This is a genomic window from Streptomyces sp. NPDC002776, assembly GCF_053592195.1.
The window spans coordinates 725,629-743,631 of record NZ_JBSFVG010000002.1 but is presented as its reverse complement, the minus strand read 5'-3'; the positions used below and the strand labels follow the sequence as shown (position 1 = coordinate 743,631).

16 protein-coding genes are annotated in these 18,003 nt (G+C 73.8%); 3 read left to right on the top strand and 13 right to left on the bottom strand.

Annotated features, from left to right (window positions below; translation table 11 throughout):
- Both ACWD11_RS07585 and ACWD11_RS07580 read right to left on the bottom strand, forming a co-directional pair.
- Positions 1–1,089: ATP-binding protein (locus ACWD11_RS07585; protein ID WP_451281853.1), on the bottom strand; the 1,089-nt coding region annotated here is incomplete at its 3' end.
- Positions 1,090–1,189: 100 nt separating this feature from the next.
- Positions 1,190–2,071 (bottom strand): ATP-grasp domain-containing protein, encoded by an 882-nt coding sequence (locus ACWD11_RS07580; RefSeq protein WP_451281851.1) that lies wholly within the window; start codon positions 2,069–2,071, stop codon positions 1,190–1,192.
- A gap of 107 nt (positions 2,072–2,178) precedes the next feature.
- Between ACWD11_RS07580 and ACWD11_RS07575 the strand changes: the two genes are divergently transcribed.
- Positions 2,179–3,225, top strand: a complete 1,047-nt coding sequence (locus tag ACWD11_RS07575; protein WP_451281849.1) for a MerR family transcriptional regulator — start codon at positions 2,179–2,181, stop codon at positions 3,223–3,225.
- Between the two features lie 3 nt (positions 3,226–3,228).
- Here ACWD11_RS07575 and ACWD11_RS07570 read toward each other — a convergent pair whose 3' ends face one another.
- From ACWD11_RS07570 to ACWD11_RS07520, 11 genes are all read right to left on the bottom strand, one after another.
- Positions 3,229–4,050 (bottom strand): MEDS domain-containing protein, encoded by an 822-nt coding sequence (locus tag ACWD11_RS07570; protein WP_451281847.1) that lies wholly within the window; start codon positions 4,048–4,050, stop codon positions 3,229–3,231.
- A gap of 87 nt (positions 4,051–4,137) precedes the next feature.
- Positions 4,138–4,779: a hypothetical protein gene (locus ACWD11_RS07565; RefSeq protein WP_451281845.1), complete on the bottom strand. Its 642-nt coding sequence runs from the start codon at positions 4,777–4,779 to the stop codon at positions 4,138–4,140.
- Entirely contained in the window at positions 4,757–5,563 is an 807-nt protein-coding gene (locus tag ACWD11_RS07560) for an FkbM family methyltransferase (protein WP_451281843.1), read from the bottom strand. The genes ACWD11_RS07565 and ACWD11_RS07560 overlap by 23 nt, the downstream gene beginning before the upstream one ends.
- Positions 5,560–5,787, bottom strand: a complete 228-nt coding sequence (locus ACWD11_RS07555; protein ID WP_389416194.1) for a Trm112 family protein — start codon at positions 5,785–5,787, stop codon at positions 5,560–5,562. Before ACWD11_RS07555 ends, ACWD11_RS07560 begins: the two co-directional genes overlap by 4 nt.
- Positions 5,784–6,695, bottom strand: a complete 912-nt coding sequence (locus ACWD11_RS07550; RefSeq protein WP_451281878.1) for a hypothetical protein — start codon at positions 6,693–6,695, stop codon at positions 5,784–5,786. Before ACWD11_RS07550 ends, ACWD11_RS07555 begins: the two co-directional genes overlap by 4 nt.
- A 28-nt stretch (positions 6,696–6,723) precedes the next feature.
- Complete coding sequence (locus ACWD11_RS07545) at positions 6,724–7,467, bottom strand: class I SAM-dependent methyltransferase (RefSeq protein ID WP_389416195.1); 744 nt, start codon at positions 7,465–7,467, stop codon at positions 6,724–6,726.
- A complete protein-coding gene (locus ACWD11_RS07540; protein WP_451281841.1) occupies positions 7,464–9,008 on the bottom strand; it encodes a condensation protein in 1,545 nt (514 codons plus the stop codon). The genes ACWD11_RS07545 and ACWD11_RS07540 overlap by 4 nt, the downstream gene beginning before the upstream one ends.
- A complete protein-coding gene (locus ACWD11_RS07535; protein WP_451281839.1) occupies positions 9,005–13,285 on the bottom strand; it encodes an alpha-(1->3)-arabinofuranosyltransferase domain-containing protein in 4,281 nt (1,426 codons plus the stop codon). The genes ACWD11_RS07540 and ACWD11_RS07535 overlap by 4 nt, the downstream gene beginning before the upstream one ends.
- Positions 13,282–14,046, bottom strand: a complete 765-nt coding sequence (locus ACWD11_RS07530) for a class I SAM-dependent methyltransferase (protein ID WP_389416198.1) — start codon at positions 14,044–14,046, stop codon at positions 13,282–13,284. The genes ACWD11_RS07535 and ACWD11_RS07530 overlap by 4 nt, the downstream gene beginning before the upstream one ends.
- Positions 14,043–15,191: a glycosyltransferase family 4 protein gene (locus ACWD11_RS07525; protein WP_389416199.1), complete on the bottom strand. Its 1,149-nt coding sequence runs from the start codon at positions 15,189–15,191 to the stop codon at positions 14,043–14,045. The genes ACWD11_RS07530 and ACWD11_RS07525 overlap by 4 nt, the downstream gene beginning before the upstream one ends.
- 225 nt (positions 15,192–15,416) lie before the next feature.
- Positions 15,417–16,391: a DUF3068 domain-containing protein gene (locus ACWD11_RS07520; protein ID WP_451281836.1), complete on the bottom strand. Its 975-nt coding sequence runs from the start codon at positions 16,389–16,391 to the stop codon at positions 15,417–15,419.
- A 198-nt stretch (positions 16,392–16,589) separates the two neighbouring features.
- On the opposite strand from ACWD11_RS07520, the gene ACWD11_RS07515 reads away from it, so the two are divergent.
- Together ACWD11_RS07515 and ACWD11_RS07510 are read left to right on the top strand one after the other, a co-directional pair.
- A complete protein-coding gene (locus ACWD11_RS07515) occupies positions 16,590–16,742 on the top strand; it encodes a hypothetical protein (RefSeq protein WP_015660618.1) in 153 nt (50 codons plus the stop codon).
- Positions 16,743–16,745: 3 nt separating this feature from the next.
- On the top strand, positions 16,746–17,990 hold the full coding sequence (locus tag ACWD11_RS07510; RefSeq protein ID WP_389416201.1) for a helix-turn-helix domain-containing protein: 1,245 nt from the start codon (positions 16,746–16,748) through the stop codon (positions 17,988–17,990).
- The last annotated feature ends 13 nt before the right edge of the window (positions 17,991–18,003 follow it).

The following is an 18,003-nucleotide window of genomic DNA, read 5'->3' as shown; positions in this document are numbered from 1 at the left end:
GCCCGCCCCCGGCCCCGCGCCCGGCCCCGCGCCCGCCCCCGGCCCCGCGCCCGCGCCCGGCCCCGCGCCTGGTCCGTCGTCCGTGCCCGGTCCCGCGCCTGGTCCGTCGTCCGTGCCCGGTCCCGCGCCTGGTCCGTCGTCCGTGCCCGGTCCGTCGTCCGTGCCCAGTCTTTCGCCCAGCCCCTCGCCCGCGCACACGGCCTCCGCCGCCGGCAGGTCGAAGCCGCCGACGAACACCGACAGTCGTGCCCACACCAACTGCTCCTGCGGGGTGCACAGTTCATGGCTCCAGTCGACGGCCGAGCGCAGGGTGCGATGCCGGGGCGCCGAGGCCGGGTCGCCGCCGGTGAGCAACTGATAGCGGTCGTCGAGCCGTTGGACGAGCTGGTCCACGCCCAGCGCGCGCACTCGCACGGCCGCCAGCTCGATGGCGAGGGGCAGCCCGTCGAGCCGACGGCACAGCCGGGCCACCGCCTGCTGGTTGCCCTCGTCGACCGTGAACCCGGGCAGCACGGCCGCCGCCCGGTCCGCGAACAGCCGCAGCGCGGGGAAGTGCTCGGCGGCCGAGGCGCCGAGCTCCGCCGGCTCGGGCGTGGGCAGCGGCGGCACCTCGTAGAGCCGCTCACCGGGGAGCCCGAGCCGGTGCCGGCTGGTCGCCAGGATGCGCACACCCTCGGTGGCGGCCAGCAGGGTCTGCGCGAGGCGGGCGCAACTGCGCGGCAGGTGCTCGCAGTTGTCCAGGACGAGCAGCAGAGCGCGGCCCCGCAGATGTTCCGCCAGGACGTCCAGCGGCGGCCGCCCGGATTCGTTGCGCACCCCCAGCGCGTCGGCCACGGCATGCGGCACGAACGCCTCGTCGGCCAGCGCGGCCAGGGGCACCAGCCACACCCCGTCGGGGAAGGCGCGCGCGGTCCGCTTCGCCACGTGCGAGGCCAGCCGGGTCTTGCCGACCCCGCCGGGCCCGGTCAGCGTCACCAGCCGGCCCTCGGCCAGCAGCCGTCTGACGTCCGCCGACTCGTCCCGTCGCCCCACGAAGCTGGTCAGCTCCGCGGGGAAGCCGGAGGTGCGCCGCGAAAGGGATCCGCCCACGATCCGGTCACGCCCTCTGCTGTGGTCACGCACGCGTGCTCTTCCCCGCAGCGTAAGCAGAAGATCCGCACAGCACGGCGGGTTCGCGGATTTCCCGCCGCTACGGGTGACCGGCCCGGGCCGCGGCCAGCACCGCCGCCACCACCCGCTCGGTCGACCCGGGATGCAGGAACAGGAACAGGTTCGGCTCGACCAGCTCCAGCTCCATCACCCGCGGCTGCCCGTCCTCCCCGTCGACGAGGTCCACGCGCGCGTACAGCAGCCCGGCCGCGTCCGGTACGGCGGCCAGGGCGCGCTCGGCGACGGCGCGTTCGGCCGGGCTCGGCGTCCACGGCTCCAGACCCGGGTGCGCCACCTTCTTCGCGTCGAAGGCCGTCCCCGGCGCCAGCACGGCCTGCTTGCGGCTGGCGTGCAGCAACCGCCCGCCGAAGAACTGCAGCGCCCGCTCACCCCGGCTGTCGATACTGCGCACATAGGGCTGCACCATCGCGGTGAACCCCTCCTCGTGCATCCGCGCGAGATGCCGTACGGCCGTGGCGTGCTGGTCGGGCGTGTAGCGGGCGGCATAGCGGGCGCCGGCCCCGGAGGTGGGCTTGACCACGTACTCGTGGTCGTCGGGGAGGTCCGCCGCGGCGCCCGGCGCGAGATACCGCGTGGGCACCACGGGCATACCCGCCCCGGCGAGGTCCCCGAGGTACCGCTTGTCGACGTTCCACCGCACGACGGCCGGCGGATTCGCCAGCCGCGTCACCTTGCCGCACCGCTCGACCCACGCCAGGAACTCGGCGGTGCGCCAGCTGTAGTCCCAGGTCGACCGGATCAGCACGAGGTCGTAGGCCCCCCAGTCGACGCCCTCGTCGTCCCAGTACGCGATGTCCGCCGCGGCCCCGGCGGCGGCCAGCGCCTCGCGCAGCACCGGCAGGTCACGGTCGTGGCTCGGCTCGGGCCGGGGGTCGTAGGTGGCCAGGGCTATTCGGGACACGGCGGGCTCCAGACTCGTACGGCAGGACGCCCGCAGGCTAACCACAGCGCCCGTGGCCGGGACAACCGCATTGACCTTCCCCCTCGGTGAAGCCCCAGCATCGACCCATGGAGGAGATGCTGACGATCGGGGCCTTCGCGCGGGCCTGCCGGCTGTCGCCCAAGGCGCTGCGCCTGTACGACGAACTCGGCCTGCTGCGCCCCGCGCGCGTGGACCCGGAGACGGGCTACCGCCGCTACGCCCCCGCCCAGCTCGAACGGGCCCGCCTGGTGGCCTGGCTGCGCCGCATCGGCATGCCGCTGGCCCGCATCCGGGAGGTCTGCGCACTGGACCCGCGGCAGGCGGCGGCGGAGATCCGGGCGTACTGGGCGGGCGTGGAGGCGGAGACGGCCGTACGACGGGACCTGGCCGCGTTCCTGATCGACCAGCTGACGACGACATCGAGGAAGGACACCATCATGCTGGAACTGCGCCACTCGGCCCGCTCGGACCGCGGCCTGGTCCGCCCGGCCAACCAGGACACGGCGTACGCGGGCACCCGGCTGCTCGCGGTGGCCGACGGCTACGGCCCCGGGGGCGGCCCGGCGAGCGACGCGGCGGTGGCCGCGCTGCGCTGCCTGGAGACGACGGACCTGCCCGCCGGGAACGTGCTGAACCTCCTGGAGGAGGCGCTCCGGGACGCCGCGCACGGGATGACGGAGGACGCCGGCACGACGCTGACGGCGCTGCTGTGGACGGGCTCCCGGCTGGCCCTGGTGCACATCGGCGACTCGCGCGCCTATCTGCTGCGCGGCGGGGGCATGTTCCGCATCACCCACGACCACACGGTGGTCCAGTCCCTGATCGACGAGGGCCGGCTGACCCCGGAGGAGGCGGCGGCCCATCCGCAGCGCGCCCTGCTGCTGAAGGCCCTGTCCGCGACGGCGACGGAGCCCGCGGACCTCCGCCTCCAGGACGCCGCGGCCGGCGACCGCTACCTGCTCTGCTCGGACGGCCTGTCCACGGTGGTCCCCGACGCCCGGATCCGCGACGCCCTGACCACGGCCCCCGACCCGGACGCCGCGGTCCGGTCGCTGATCGCCGCGGCGCACGAGGCGGGCGGCCCGGACAACGTCAGCTGTGTGGTCGCGGACGTGGTGGAGACGGCGGCCTGAGCCTCACCGGGCCGCCTCCTCCAGTACCAGCTGCGGAGCCTGGTCCGCTCCGAGCTGCCGCAGCAGCAGCGCGAGCAGCTCTCCGCAGCGGACGGTGACCTCGCTGCCGGGCGGCAGGGACCCGGCGAGGCCGATCAGCTGCCAGGCGCAGTGCGCCTCCATGAAGCACAGGTCGCGCAGGTCGAGGGCGATGCGGGCGGGCCCGGTGGGGTGTTGGCGGGACACCGCCTCGCGCAGGACCTCCACGTAGTCCGTGCGGGTGCCGGGGCTCTCCGTCACGCGCAGGGGGTGGGTACGGGCCATGCCGTCCAGCAGGGTTTCGCCGAAGCGGCGGCGGTCGTACCAGCAGATCGCCGTGAACAGCGGGTCCGCGAAGAGGGGGGCCACCGACGCCTCGTAGTCCAGCAGGCTGCCACCGTCGACGCCCGCCTGCGCGGCCCAGCCCATGTCCGCCGCCACTCGCAGCCCGGCCCATCCCTCCGCGTGGGCGGCTTCGACCTCGGCCCGGTACGCCTCGATCGTGCGTTCCTGGTGGAAGCCGCCGTCCGGGAGGTACATCTGCGGGGTGCGCTTCAGGGACAGCTGGCTCCGGGACCGGGCGGCCTCGGCGGCCCCGGTGCCGTCCTGGTCCAGCAGGGCGACCACCTCGTCGTCCTGGAGGTCGTCGGGGTCCAGCACCAGCAGGACCTTCTCGCGGCGGGCGAGGCTGGTGCGGGTGTAGGCGGTGAACACCGCCCACGCCGACTCGCCGTCCTCCGCCTCCAGGCAGGCGTGGTCGCCCAGTCGCAGCCGCTCGACGGGGACGGTCCGCTCGGGAAGCTCCATGACCGCGACCTTAGGCACCGGGGGATCACGGCCCCCCGGATGATCACCGATGACCGATTTCGATGGCGCTTTTTGGAGGGATGGGCGTCAGATCCGATCGGTTGAGCCCGTATGCGTACCGCCATCGACCGCCGGTTCCACCGCCAGCCGCTGCAGCAGCCCCCACGTGAACTCCGCCACGCACGCGTGCCGGGCGCCGCCGGCGTCCGGGGCCGTGAAAGACAGGCCCCAGCGGGTGGGTGCCGAGCCCTCCAGCGGGCGGGCCGGGGCGAACGCCCGGGCCGCCTCGTCGACCGTGCACGACCAGGGGGTCAGGTCGTCCAGGGTGCGCAGCGCAGGCGGCTCGGCGCCCGGGGCCCGGACCAGCCACTCGTTCCACACGGCGCCGGTCGGGGCCAGCAGCACCTCGAAGCGCAGGGTGGGCCAGAGCGGGAGAGGCCACAGCCAGGCCTCGCACTCCAGGTCGCCCACCGTGCGCGTCACCACCGTCTCCGGCGGGCCGAGGACCGAGCGGTACCGGGAGGCGGCGGCGCGGGAGCGGGGCGAGCGGATCATCGCCTGCCACTTCTTGTTCGACTCACGCATGTCGCTGATCGAGACGCCCAGTTCCTGCCGGGCGTCCTCCACCGGGCCCGGGTTGTGGTCGGCCATCCGGCGCAGCAGGACGAGCTGGAACTGAAGCGGGCCGAAGGGGCCGGGCCCCGCACTAGTGGACGGCATGCGATCCATGGTCGCGCACCGATCCGCCGGGGCGGCGGCCGTCCGGCAGGAACAGCACCGAGTTGACGTACCGCGGACCGCCCCCGGGCAGCACCCGGCGCAGCAGACCCCGGGTGACGACGTGCTCGGCCTGCTCCTGGTGGGCCTGGAGCGGGAAGCCGGCCAGCGGGACCCAGCTGTCGCCGGGCAGCACCCAGCCGGTGTAGCGCAGCAGGGACAGGTAGGTGACCACCGGGGCGATCGGCTGGATCCGGTACTCCAGTTCCACGAACAGGGCCGGGCGGTCGCGGGCCAGGATGCCGGTCGCGCCGCGCAGCACCGCCAGTTCGTTGCCGTCCACGTCGATCTTGATGAACCCGACGTCCCGCAGCCCGAGTTCGTCCAGGGTGACGCAGCGGACGTCCAGGGCGCGGCCGTGGATGTCCCGGCGGACCAGGGAGGAGACCCCCCGGTCGCCCGCGTCGCCGGACGGCAGCCAGAGCCGGTCGGTGCCGGGGCGGTCGGAGGCGGCGGCCTGGATCACCCGGACGTTCGGCGGGGCGCCGGCGGTGAGGAGCCGGGCCAGCCGGGGGACCGGCTCCACGGTCACCACCCGGCGGGCCCGCCGCGACAGCCGCCGCGTCCAGGGGCCGTACCAGCCGCCGACGTCCACCGCCGTACCGCAGGACGGCGGGCACATCTCGGCGAGCCGGGCCAGCTCGGGCTCGAAGCGGGGGTACACCGCCCGCGCGGCCGCGGCCACTAATCGCACCGGAAGGAAGGGGGCCACACGGGCCGCGAGGGTCGTGGTCATGGCCTCATCCGTTTGAGGAGCGCCTCGTGCTCGTCGTCGCCGACCTGCTCCCCGGAGGACGGCAGCAGTTGCGGGATGCCGTCGATCACCGGGTAGCGGCGGCGCAGTCTCGGGTTGTACAGCGCCTCGCCCGGGTCGGCGGGACCGTCCGGCGGGAGCAGATGCAGCGGGCCCTTGTCGAGCGGACAGGCCAGAATCTGCAGCAACGGGTCGTCCGGTTTCATGGTGGAGTCAACTCCTTGGCGCTCATGGGGGGTTCGGTGCGCGCCGGCTGGTCGTGCCGGGGCATGGACAGCAGTACGGCGATGGCCAGCGCGATGCCCGCGAGCCGCAGCGCGAGCCGCAGCGGGTCCTCGGGCAGCGCCTCGCCGAACGAGAGCGTGCCGAGCACCGCCGTGTACAGGCAGGTCACGGTCGTGCACACCGGCACGATCAGCGAGGCCCGGCAGCGCTGGAGCGCGGCCTGCGACATCACCAGGCCGAACGCGCCGGTGAACAGCAGCAGATACGGGTACGGCGAGCGCAGCAGATCGACGAGCGCGCCGCCGAGCCCGTCGTCCGTCAGCCGGCTGGACACCCCCTTGATGGCCAGCGAGCTGACCCCGTACAGCAGGCCCACCGCCACGCCGTACTCCACGCCCGTGGTCGGCAGCCGGTGCCGGTGCCGGGCGCGCCGCTCGGCGGAGCTGTACAGCCACACCCCGCCGGCCAGCGAGGGCACGCACACCAGCAGGATCAGCGGGTACGGCGCGTCCTGGCTGACCGTCTCCGAGCCTTCGCGCAGCGACAGCACCACCATCAGCAGCGCGGCGAGGATCGCGGCGAGGGCGTACCGCTCCCGGCCGCTGGTCTCCTCGCCGAGCAGCCGGGCCGAGAGCAGCACGAGCAGGACCAGACCGGAGACGAACAGGCCCTGGGCGGCGGCGATCGGCAGCGTGCGGTAGACGGCCAGCTGGGCGGCGAATCCGGCGGCGAGCGCGAGGGAGCCGCCGATCCACAGCGGGCTGCCCAGCACCAGCCGCAGCAGGCGGGCGGGTTGCCGGATCGTCACCTCGGGGAGGGCGGCCAGGGCCCGCTTCTCCAGGACGAATCCGGTGCTGTACAGGACGTTCGCCAACAGGGCCGCGGCCACTCCCCACCACATGGTCCCCGTCCCCTTCCTAGGTCTTGCGCGCGGGTGTCTTCTGGGCGTGCAGCAGGAGGATCGAGGCGAGCGGGGGTCTGGAGCAGGCCAGCCGGTCGAGCGGGCGCAGGGGGCGCGGTACGCCGTGGAAGGGGGCGCCCGCCAGGCGGACGACGTCGAAGCCGGAGGCGGCGACGAACTCCTTCAGGGCGCGGGCGGTGTACAGGCGCAGATGGCCCACCACCTCCTTGCCCGGGCGGCCGTGGATCGCGCGCAGGCTGACCTCGGAGAAGACGGGCTGGACGCCGGCGAGGACCAGGGCCCGGTTGTACCAGGCGGCCAGGTTCGGGGTGGACAGCATCAGATGGCCGCCGGGGCGCAGGACGCGGCGGATCTCGTCGAGCGCGGCGTCCGGGTCCACCAGGTGCTCGATCACCTCGCTGAACAGGACCGCGTCGGCGGACTCCGACCGGAACGGCAGTCCGCCGCCGGTGAGTTCGCCGCGGACCGGGGCGCAGGCGAGGCGGGTACGGGCCCGGCGCAGGGCGTCCTGGGACCAGTCGACGCCGATGATGCGGTGGCCGGGCAGGAGGGGGGCGGCCACGGCGGCCGCGGTGCCGTCGCCGCAGCCGATGTCCAGGACGGTGGCGCAGGGCGTGGTGCCGAGGGCCGCAGCGAGCATGCGGGCCTGGCGCAGGCTGCGCGGGGTGCCGGAGGAGACGGGGACGGCGGGGTCCTCGTAGAAGTCCCGCAGGTCCTTGGGGGGTGCGGTGGTGGTCACTCGGTCACCTCCGTGGTGTGCAGGTAGTGCTCGAACAGGTCCCGCAGATGGGTGCCGTCGCCGTGGCCGAGCAGTGCGCGGGACCAGCGCAGGGCCAGGTGCAGCCGGCCCGCCGTGGACGCGGTGGTGACGGTGAGACCGCGGGGCATCCGGGCGGGGGCCGAGAACCAGACCGCGTCGGCGCGGCCGGCGTCCTCGCCGAAGTCGAGCGGGTACGGGATACGGCCGATGTTGCTGAGCAGGGTGGTCGACGTCCACGGGGCGGCGGCCCGGCGCAGGCCCCGGGTGAGAGCGGCCCGCCACGTCACGGGGGTGACCGGGGCGGTGAGCAGCGCCGCGCCCCGGCCCAGCTGAGGGCGGGACAGGGACTTCAGGGCACGGGTCCGCATCGCGGTACGGCTGAGCAGGGCCCGCATGTCGGCGGGACGCAACTCGTCCGGGCTGAACGGCACTTCGACGAGCCGGGTGCCGTTGCCGATGGGCATGGTCATGTCCCGGGGCCGGTCGTCCACCGGCATGGTGATGCGCAGGGGGCGGGGCGGGGCGCCGTGCTCGCGGTTCCAATGGGCGATGGTCAGCGCGGTGGTGACCATGAGCTGGTCGTTGACCGTGTACGGCGAGCCCTTGGGCCGGTGCGGCAGCGCCAGCTCGGTGACGAGCACGCCGTTGCCGGGGGAGGGCTCGGGCGTCCCCGGCGCCACCCGCGCCGGGCGGGCCCAGTTGGAGGGCGTGTCGGTGAGCACGTGGGGCGGCTCGGGAGGCCGGACGGGCGGCGCGGCGGCGGAGTTGTCCCGCCCGCCGTACAACTCCGCGGCGGTCGCCAGAACCCGCAGACAGGCGGGGCCGTCCAGGGCGGTGTGGTTGATGGTGAGGAACAGGACGGTGTGAGGGAGGCGGGAAGTGGGGCCCGCCCCGGCGACGACCTCCCTGGCGGGACCGGCCCCGGCGGCAGCACGCGCGGCGGGACCGGCCCCGGCGCCCGGGGTCGCGGCGCCCGTGGCCGTGGCCGGGTCGTGCGCGTGGGTGGAGTGCGCGGCCGGGCTGCCGGCGGCGGGATGCGCTGCGGCGTCGGCCGTGAGCCGGGCGGAGTCAGAGGGACCGCGGCCGGCTGCCGTGATCGAGGCTGTTGCCTCGCTGCCCTCCGCCGGGCCCGCCCCCTGGACCACCTCCACGCGGATCGGCGGTGACGCGGACAGGGGCGGGGCCGCCGTCAGGGCTCGGGTGCGGGCGTCCCGGAGGGCGTCCGGGCCCGGCGGGAGGAAGGTCACCACCTCCACGTCCGGTTCCCCGGTCAGCTCCCACTCGTAGCGCCGCCGGTACCAGGGTCCCGGAGCCTCCCGCATCAGGATCCGCGGATGGCGCCGCAGCGCCTCGGCGAACGCCGTGCGCAGCCGGGCCGGGTCCAGGCGACCGGGCAGATGCACCTCGATGTGCACCGTCTCCGGCTCCTCCTCCTGGAGACAGTGCCGGGCCACCTCGTCCACCACCGGGAAGGGGACGCGCTCAGGGGTCCGGTCGGCCCGGTGGTCCAGCGCCGTCATGTCGGCTCCCCCCTCCCCGTGCTGTCGGTGGGCTCCTGCGTCTTGCGGAACGGGATGCGCCGGGTCGGCGGGTCCTCCTCCGGTCCGGGAGCGTACGGCGGCGGCGGGGAGGGCGGTAGTACGGCGGTCGGACCGGGCTCGCCCGGCACCGCCGTCGCGGCACGCGCCTCGACCGTCTCCTCCTCCCGCTCGCCCACGCTCACCAGCGCCGCGAACAGCCCGACCAGGGTGAGGAGTTGCGCCGTGTGCCCGAAGGCTCCCGCCCCTTCCCGCACCGGCTCCCCGGCACCGAACGCCGCCACGACGCCCGCCGCCACGAGCGCCGACAGGGCGATCGGCACGAGCAGTTCATGGCGTCGGCGGGCCAGCAGCGCCAGCGCCGGTACCAGCAGCGCCCACCAGCCCGCGATCACGACCGCGACCAGCGTCAGCGCCACCGTCCCGAGCCACAGCCCCGGTGCCGGCGGCAGCGGCTGCGGGTCGTCGGGGTTCGGCTCGCGGCGGCGCCACAGCGCGAGGCCCACCAGGACCGCGAGCCCCGCCCCGGCACCGATCAGCCCGGCCTCGTACGTCACCGCGGGCTCGTACGACAGCTTCACCGTGCCGCCCTGCCCGGCCGGGATCCGCCAGCCCTGCTGCCAGCCGTCGAGGCGGACCGGCGTCAGCTCCTCGCCGTCCAGCTCGGCGCGCCAGCCGTCGTTGAAGTTCTGGTACGTCGTCAGGTAGGCCGCCGCACCGGAGCCGACGGTCACTTCGCGGCGGTCGCCGAGCCAGTCCCGTATCCCCAGCTCCCGTCCCGCGGCCGGGGAGTCAGGGACCGTGCCCCGGGTCAGCGTCACCGCGGTCACGGTGAGCGGGCCCGCGTCACCGGCCTCGACCCGGTGCGATCCGGAGGCGAGTTCGAGGCCCGACTCCGGGCACACGGTCACGTCCACGGGACGGCGTTCCACCAGGTCCCGCACGGTGCCCCGCACGCTCGTCTCGTACAGCTCGCCGTCCACCGCCAGCACCGGGCCCTCGCCGCAGGGCAGGGAGAAGCTCCGGCTGCCCTCCGGCTTCGGGGTGCGGTAGCGGTCGAGCGCCGGGACGTAGGCCTCGGTGAGACCCACCGGGAGCTGCACGTCCTCGTCGGCGAACGGGTTGAACAGGGTCAGCGGGGCCGTCTCCGTGATGGTGATGTCGAGCCGGTCCGTGGTGATCGGCGGGAAGCGGACGTTGCCGTTCTCGTCGACGCCCGCGACGACCGCGCCGTCCGGGGAACTGATGTGCACCTCGGCGGGGCGGCTGGACAGGCCGCCCGCCGGAGGCAGCACGATCTCGCCCACCGGCTGCTTGCCCTCCCAGGCCAGATGGATGGTGGGCCGGTCGCCCGCGATCCAGGCCGTGGTCAGATCGCCGTCCGTCAGATTGCGGGCCGACAGCCCCGCGCCCAGCCGGGCCGTGGAGTCCGCCGTCGCCACGATCCGGTCCCGCTGCTCCGGCGCCACCTCGTACAGCAGCCGGTCCAGCGCCTCACCCGGCACCGCCACCGCGCTCGCGTCGATCTCGTACGTCCCCGCCGTCGCCGTGGAGAAGCGCCGGTGCAGCCCCGCCTCGGTGCCCGTCGCGGACAGGCCCGTGGGGTCGGCCGGACGGGACAGGGAGATGATCTCGGCGCCGGCGGAGGAGTTCCCGGCGTCGGTGGGCAGCCGCAGCAGCCGGGTCACCTGGACGTCCGGCAGGGTGATCTCGGAGAAGCCCGCGCCGCTCAGGCCGGTGCTGCGCTCCACGGAGTCGACGATCGTCAGCTTCATCCAGTCCGTCGCCCCGGTCGGCGCCTTGATGCTCTGTCGCCTGCCGCTGGGCTCCAGATAGCTGGTCCTGCTGCCCTTCTCGGTCTCCACCCGCACCCGCGTCGGCGCCGACCGCACGCCCTCCTGCGGCAGCGGGGTCACCTTGAAGGCGGCCGGCATCTCGTACTCCTCGGTGAACCCGATCCGCAGCCACTGCCCGTCCGGCGAGCCGTGGGCCCCGTCGGCCCACGCGGTGTCCGGGTTGCCGTCGAAGGCGTTCACCGGGTCGTACTGCGGCAGGTGGAACAGCCAGCTGCCGTAGGAGGAGGCCGACACCGAGCGGGCGCCGCGCAGTTCGGCGACCGTCTGATGGTCCAGGCCGTCGGAGGGCAGGATCTGGTGCGGTTTCTCGCCCGCGTCCTGCGTCGCGTCCGGGGCGTTGCGTTCGTCGCGGGTGTACGTGTACGACGTGTTGGCGTTGACCAGGCCGAACCGGGTGTCCGCGCGCCGCAGCCCGTCGCCGATCACCTGCACCGGCGGGGTGCCGAGCCCGGGGTGGTGGTCCCCGGTCAGCACGCTCGCCCGGCCGCGCAGCTCCCCGGCGACCGGCAGCAGCGACTCCGGGCCGCCGGAGACCACGGCGGTGTCCGCGACCGGACTCAGCCCCGCCTGCCGGGGCCGCGGCACGTCCTGGGGCGGCTGGTAGATCTCCACCGCCCGCTGCCTCGGGTACAGGCCCTCCACCTGGAGCGGGGTGTCGGGGGCGATCACCCCGCCGGTCATGACGGGCCCGTAGCCCTTCACCCGCTCGTAGCCGGACTGTTCGAGGGTGCGCTTGACGATCGTCGTCGGCAGGTTGCCGACCTGGTCGGGGTCGAGGTCGTTGCGGACGATGACGTAGTGGATGCCGGCCCGGCTCAAGTAGTCGGCCAGGCCCGGGACTTCCGCTCCGCTGGTCAGCGCCTGCTGCACGGCGTCCATGGCGCGCCGGTTGCCGGGGGTGCCGAAGGGCACGTAGTCGCGCTGCGCCCAGCGGGATTCGGCGAGTACGTCGAGCGGCTGGTCGATGGGGGAGCCCCAGGTGTAGACGCCGTGCGCGGTCGCCGGGACGACCAGGACCCGGGCGTCCGGGGAGTACTTCTCCATCCAGTCCGCCGTGGCCGACCAGTAGTCGGGGATCTCCTTGAACGAACCCGGTTGCAGGATGGAGCCGTTGAGGTACGGCCACATCAGGCCCGGAAGCACGAGGACGGCCGCGACCAGCGGGGCGAACCGCCGGCCCGGCAGCGGGCGGGTGCCGCGCGCCTCGGCCGCCGCCGCGACCAGGTGGGCCAGGCCGAGGACGAGCGCGAGGGCGAGGCCGGTCTGGAACTTGTAGATGTTGCGGAAGGGGACCAGGCCGCCGTCCAGCCAGTCCTGCACCACCCCGTGGAAGGGGGCGCCGAACGCGCCGCCGTACCCGGCGAGCAGGATCAGCGCCGTCGTGAGCACGGTCAGCACCAGCCAGCGCCGCTCGGGCAGGTCCCGTCTCGCCAGGCCCGCGAGGCCCAGGCCGGCCGCCAGCGCCGAGCAGACGATCACCAGCACCGAGGAGGCGACCGCCCAGCCGGCCGGCAGCCAGGCGTCCCCGAAGTGCAGGTAGGCCACCCAGTTCCCGGCGCCGCGCAGCGCTTCGGTGGCCGCCATGGTCTCGGTCGTGGTGTGCGAACTCTCCACGTAGGGGAGGAAGTTCTCGCCGTAGACGCCGAGCAGCAGCAGCGGGATCCACCACCAGGCGGTGGCCAGGAGCACCCCGGGCACCCACCAGGTGATCAGCTTGCGCTGCCGCGGTCCGGGCGGGCGGGTCAGCAGATACAGGCCGACCGGGAGCAGCGAGGCGAGGGTCGAGGCCGCGTTGACGCCGCCCATGAACGGGATGAGCAGCGCCGAGCGCAGGGCGGCGACCCGGGGGCTGTGGCGCTCGTCGACCAGCGGCAGCAGCACCCACGGCAGGAACGCGCCGGGCAGCGCGGCCGCCGAGGTGGAGCCGACGACGACGGTGAACACCGGCCACAGCGCGTAGGCCACGGCGGCGAGCAGCCGGGAGCCGCCGCTGCCGATCCGCAGCCGCTCGGCCAGGCGCAGGGCGCCCCAGAAGGCGACGGACACGATCAGCGACAGCCACAGCCGTTCCGCCAGCCACACCGGCAGCTGTACGAGATCGGCCAGCCAGTAGAACGGCAGCATCGGCCAGAGGTAGCCGGAGTACTGGTTGGAGATGCCGCCGAAGCTGCCCTGGTCCTGCCAGAGCTGGCCCAGGTCGGACAGGAACCGGCCGGGGTCGACGGTCACGCCGAGCTTGGTGTCGAAGGTCTGCCGGCCCGGCTGCACCGCGAGGAGGAGCACGAACACCACGGCCCAGAACCCCAGCAGCCAGCGCCGCGACCGCGGCCCCTCCGGGGGGCCCGTCATGATCGCGGTGGTGGGGACGGCTGCCGGGGGAGGAGCCTGGACCGTGCTCGTCATGGGTGACACCGCCGGAGGATGAGGAGGAGGTTCCAGGTGGCTATCTCGCGGATGCCGGGCGCCTTGACGACGGTCTCCGCGAGAAAGGGCCAGTAGCGGGAGCGCGCCGAGACGACCGTGACGTCGTCGCGGGCGCGGACCTGCCGCAGGGTGGGCCCGATGTGCACGGCGAAGAGGTTCTCGCCGAGGGTGTGCTTGGCGGGCCTGCCGGTACGGCGCCGGTAGCGGGCGCGGGCCCGCTCGGCACCCAGGTAGTGCCAGGGGGCCCATTCGTGCCCGCCCCACGGCGACAGCCAGTTGGTGAACGACACGTAGATCAGCCCGCCGGGCCGGGTCACCCGGATCAGCTCGCTGAGGAAGGTGCCCGGGTCGGCCACGTGCTCCAGCACATTGGAGGAGAAGGTGACATCGGCGACCCGGTCGTACAGGGGGAGCAGATAGCCGTCGGCGACGACGCTTCCCTCGGGCGGCTTCTCGCCCAGCTCGTTCAGGTCCGGCTCGAAGAGGTAGGCGTGCGCGCCGCGCCGCCGGAACTCCTCGGTGAAGTACCCGCTGCCGCCGCCGACATCGACGACGATCCGCCCGGAGACGGATCCGTCGTAGGCCTCGACCTGGTCGACGGCGTCCCGGGCGAGCAGGGAGTAGCAGGCCTCGGGGTCCTGCTGTTCCCGGAGGAAGGCCCGGAACAGCGTCAGGGACCTGCGGAACGAGGGGTCCTTGGCATAGGGGCGCGGGGACCAGCCCGCACCGGCTGGAGTCACGATGCCCAACCCCGCACCGCCTCCGCCGCGACCGCCCGGAACTGCCGGACGGTCCGGTCCCACCGGTACCCGGCGGCATGATCCCGCGCCGCCTTGCCCATCAGTTCCCGCCGGTGTCCGGACAGCGCCAGGGTGCACCAGGCGGCGGCGAACGAGGACTCGCCCGAGGCGAGCAGGCCGGTCTCCCCGTCGATCACCGAGTCCCGCAGTCCGGGTACGTCGAAGGCGATGGTGGGAGTCTCCCGGGCGGCCGCCTCGGTCACCACCAGGCCCCACCCCTCCACGGCGGAGGGATGCAGCAGCAGCCAGGCCGCGCACAGCAGCCGGTGCTTCTCGGCCTCGGTGACATGACCGGTGAACTCAACCCCGGGACCGGCGAGTTGTTCCAGCCGCTGCCGCTCGGGGCCGTCCCCGACGATGACCAGCCGGCCGCCGGTGACCGGCCGCACCCGCTCCCACAGCCGCAGGAGCAGATCGATCCGCTTGTACTCGACGAGCCGCCCCACGGCCACGAACAGCGGCTCGGCGGAGCGGTCGGCGCGCGGACCCGGTTCCTCCACACCGTTGTGGACGACCCGTATCCGCTCCCGCTCGACTCCTATCGCGCGCAGCGCGTGGGCCGTGGACGGGGAGACCGCGACCAGCAGCCCGCGCTGCTGCGCGCCGGTCAGCGCCCAGTGCTCCAGCTTTCGCCCGATGCGGGCGGCCGGGGCCAGGGGCCCGCCGAACCGCATCCGCCACAGGTCGGTGTGCACATGGTTGACCAGGCAGAGCGTGGGGCCGCGGTGCCACAGGGGCGCCAGGTAGGGCACCCCGTTGCAGACCTCGACCAGCAGGTCGGTCTCGCCGACCTGGCGGGTGAAGGCGGAGCGGGCGCGCAGGTAGTGGCCGTAGGTGCCGCCCGCGGAGACGACCCGGTAGTCGCGGTAGGCCGCGGGGCCGCCGCAGAGCAGGGTGACCTCGTGGCCGAGGCGGGTCAGACCGTCGGCGAGGCGGTCGACGAGCAGTTCGGAGCCTCCGGCGGACCGGTTGCCGAGGTCTCGATGGGCGAGGAAAACGATTCGGCGCGGCTGTGGGGGGAGCGCCGGGGGGTGCTGCGGCACCGTGAACGGGGCGTGCAGCGAGGACGGCACGTGCTGGGGCATCGGTGCTCCAACATGTCTCGGGGTGCGGAACTCAGCGTGGGGGAAGAGTGCGCCGAATGAATACGGCTGGGGCGAGCTGGATGGTGCTGTGGGGGAACCGGGAGCTTCCTGGGTGACGGCTGTGGACGGGTTGTGCTCGGGTGGATTGGACAGTTTTCGCTTCACCGTTCGCCACGGCTACTCACCGAAGTGACAATTTCGGGCTTTATTAGAACTGACGTTAAGTCACATCGTGAGCGGAGGCTGGGACACCTCGGGTGAACCGGGATCACGCCTCCCACGTACCACCAAAACGCCCCCCACCGCGGCGAGGACGAACCCCACCACGCCCGCCCCGATGGGCAACGTCTGCCCCACCAGGCGCAGTCGGCCGCTGTCGTCCTCCGCCTGCGACACCGCCTCCTTCTGCGTCTCGGTGGTGAACGCGATCTTCCTGCTGTCCAGCAGGACCGCCTCGTCCTTCTCGCCGCCCGGCGCGCGCAGGGTGCGGCGCGGACCCGTCCGGGCATACAGCACCCGGCCCGTGGCCTGGTCGACCACCAGCTCGACGCCGTGGTTGGCGTACCACTCCTCGGCCAGCACCTGGGGGGTGTCCAGGTCGACGAGCCGTCCGGGCACCAGCCGCGTCCCGGTCTTGGTGGCCGGCACCGAACCGGTGAACCGGTAACCGGTGTACCCCTGAACCTTCTTGGTACCCCGGTAACTCAACGTGACCGTCCCGCCGAGCGTGTTGTCCCACCACCGGTAGTCCCGCTTCTGCACGTCGAAGGGGAACTTCAGATAGGCCTCACCCTCGATGTACGGCTTCTCCTCGCAGCAGTGCACCGGCCTGGTGGTCTTCCGGTCCATCACCCAGCGGTGCGGTACGTGGTCCAGCGCGTCGTGCGGGTCCTCCGCGGGCAGCGACTTGTCGGTGTCCACCGTCGTGATCACATCCCAGACGGCGTTCCCGCTCTGTTCACTCTCCGCGACATTTCCGCGCACCCGCTGGGTGACGGTGATGGTCCGGTCCGGCACGGTCTCGATCTTCTCGGTGTCGAAGACGCTGCCGGTGCCCTTGTAGACGGCGGTGGTGTCGATGTCGATGGGATTCACGGCAGCCCGTGGCTCGACGTACCAGGCGAGCATGGGTGCCAGGACCAGCAGAAACGTGCCGAGACCCAGCAGGATCAGCGACAGGGGTGAGGCGGTTCGGCGCATCCGGGCACTCCAGGGAGGTGTGGTGGCGGAGTTCGGGCCGCTCTATGGGCCGGGAACCGTAGGCGCCCCTTGACGGAGTGTCAATGTCGTGTCGACACTGGGGCGGACAGTCAGGGACGGGAAGCCCGGGTGGGGCGACCGACAGCGGCCGCCACGAGCCGCTGACCGATGCGGCCGTACAGAGAGGCTGACCCCGCGATGTCCAGACTGCTCGCCGCCGCGCTGACCGTAGCGCTCGCCGCCGCCCTGGCGGTGGGAGCCGCGCTCGGCGTGGTCGCCCTGCTGGAGGCCACCCCCGACCAGCCGAACAACCCGCTGATCACGTACGAGCAAGCCGGCCAGGGGAGTTGACCCGTGCCGCCCGCCGCCCGCACCGACGCCGTCTCGACCCACTCGGCCTGGCACGACGTCCCCCGCCTGAAGGTGCGCCGCTTCGCGGCCATCGCCATGGCGGAGGCGCCGGAGCTGGCCGAGCAGATCATGCACGAGATCCGCCGCGAGTACCCCCATCTCCCGGTCGTCCTCGACGAGTCGGGCGAGCCGATGGCCCTGATCGGCATCCGCCGGGCGATCGAGGTCTTCGTCCAGCACCTGGAGACCGCGGAGGGCCGCCCCAGGGTCCCGCCCGGCGTCTTCCAGGAGTTCGGCAGGGGCGAGGGCCTCAACGGCCGCAGCCTGGACTCCCTCCAGGCGATCTACCGCATGGGGGTACGGCTGGCCTGGCGCCGCTTCGCCGACATCGGCCAGCGCGTCGAGATCCCGCCACCGGCGATGTACGAACTGGTCGACGCGGGCTACGAGTACCTCGACGGCCTGGTGGACCAGTCGGTACGCGGCTACGCCGAAGCCGCGGCGCGCCAGGCCGGGGAACGGCTGCGCCTGCAACGCCGCCTGATGGAACTGCTGCTGGCCGAACACCACCGGGGCGACCCGGCCGAGGCCCTCACCGAACGGGCCGCACGGATCGGCTGGCCGCTGCCGGAGAAGGTCGCGGTGGGCGTCCTGTTGCGCCCGGCGCGGGAGGCGGTGGCCCCGGCGGTGGGCCAGGGCGTCCTGCTGGACATGGAGTACGAACAGCCCCGGATGGTCGTCCCCGAACCGGACGCCGCGGGCCGCTCGGAGCTGCTGCACCGGGCGCTGACCGGCTGGTCGGGCGCGATCGGACCACCGGTGCCGCTGCCGGACGCGGCGAAGTCGCTGCGCTGGGCGGAGGCGGCGGTGGCGCTGATGGAACGCGGCCTGCTGCCGGCGGGCGAGGTGCTGTACTGCACGGAGCACACCGAGGCGCTGGTCCTGCTCCAGCCGGAGGAACTGATCGACGACCTGGCCCTGCGCTGCCTCGCCCCCCTGACCCACTGCGGCCCGAGCCACGGCCGCCGCCTCGCCGAGACCCTGCTGGCCTGGCTGGAGACGAGAGGCGGCGCCCCCGAGGTGGCGGCCCGCCTCGGCGTCCACCCCCAGACGGTCCGCTACCGGCTGCGCCAGATCCGCGAACTGTGGGGCGACGAGATAGACGACCCCGACCGCCGCTTCGAGCTGGAACTGGTGCTGCGGGCGCAGCGGTTGCGGGGCCGTCTCGGCGAATTCCGGCGCGGCTGACGCCACAGGAGGC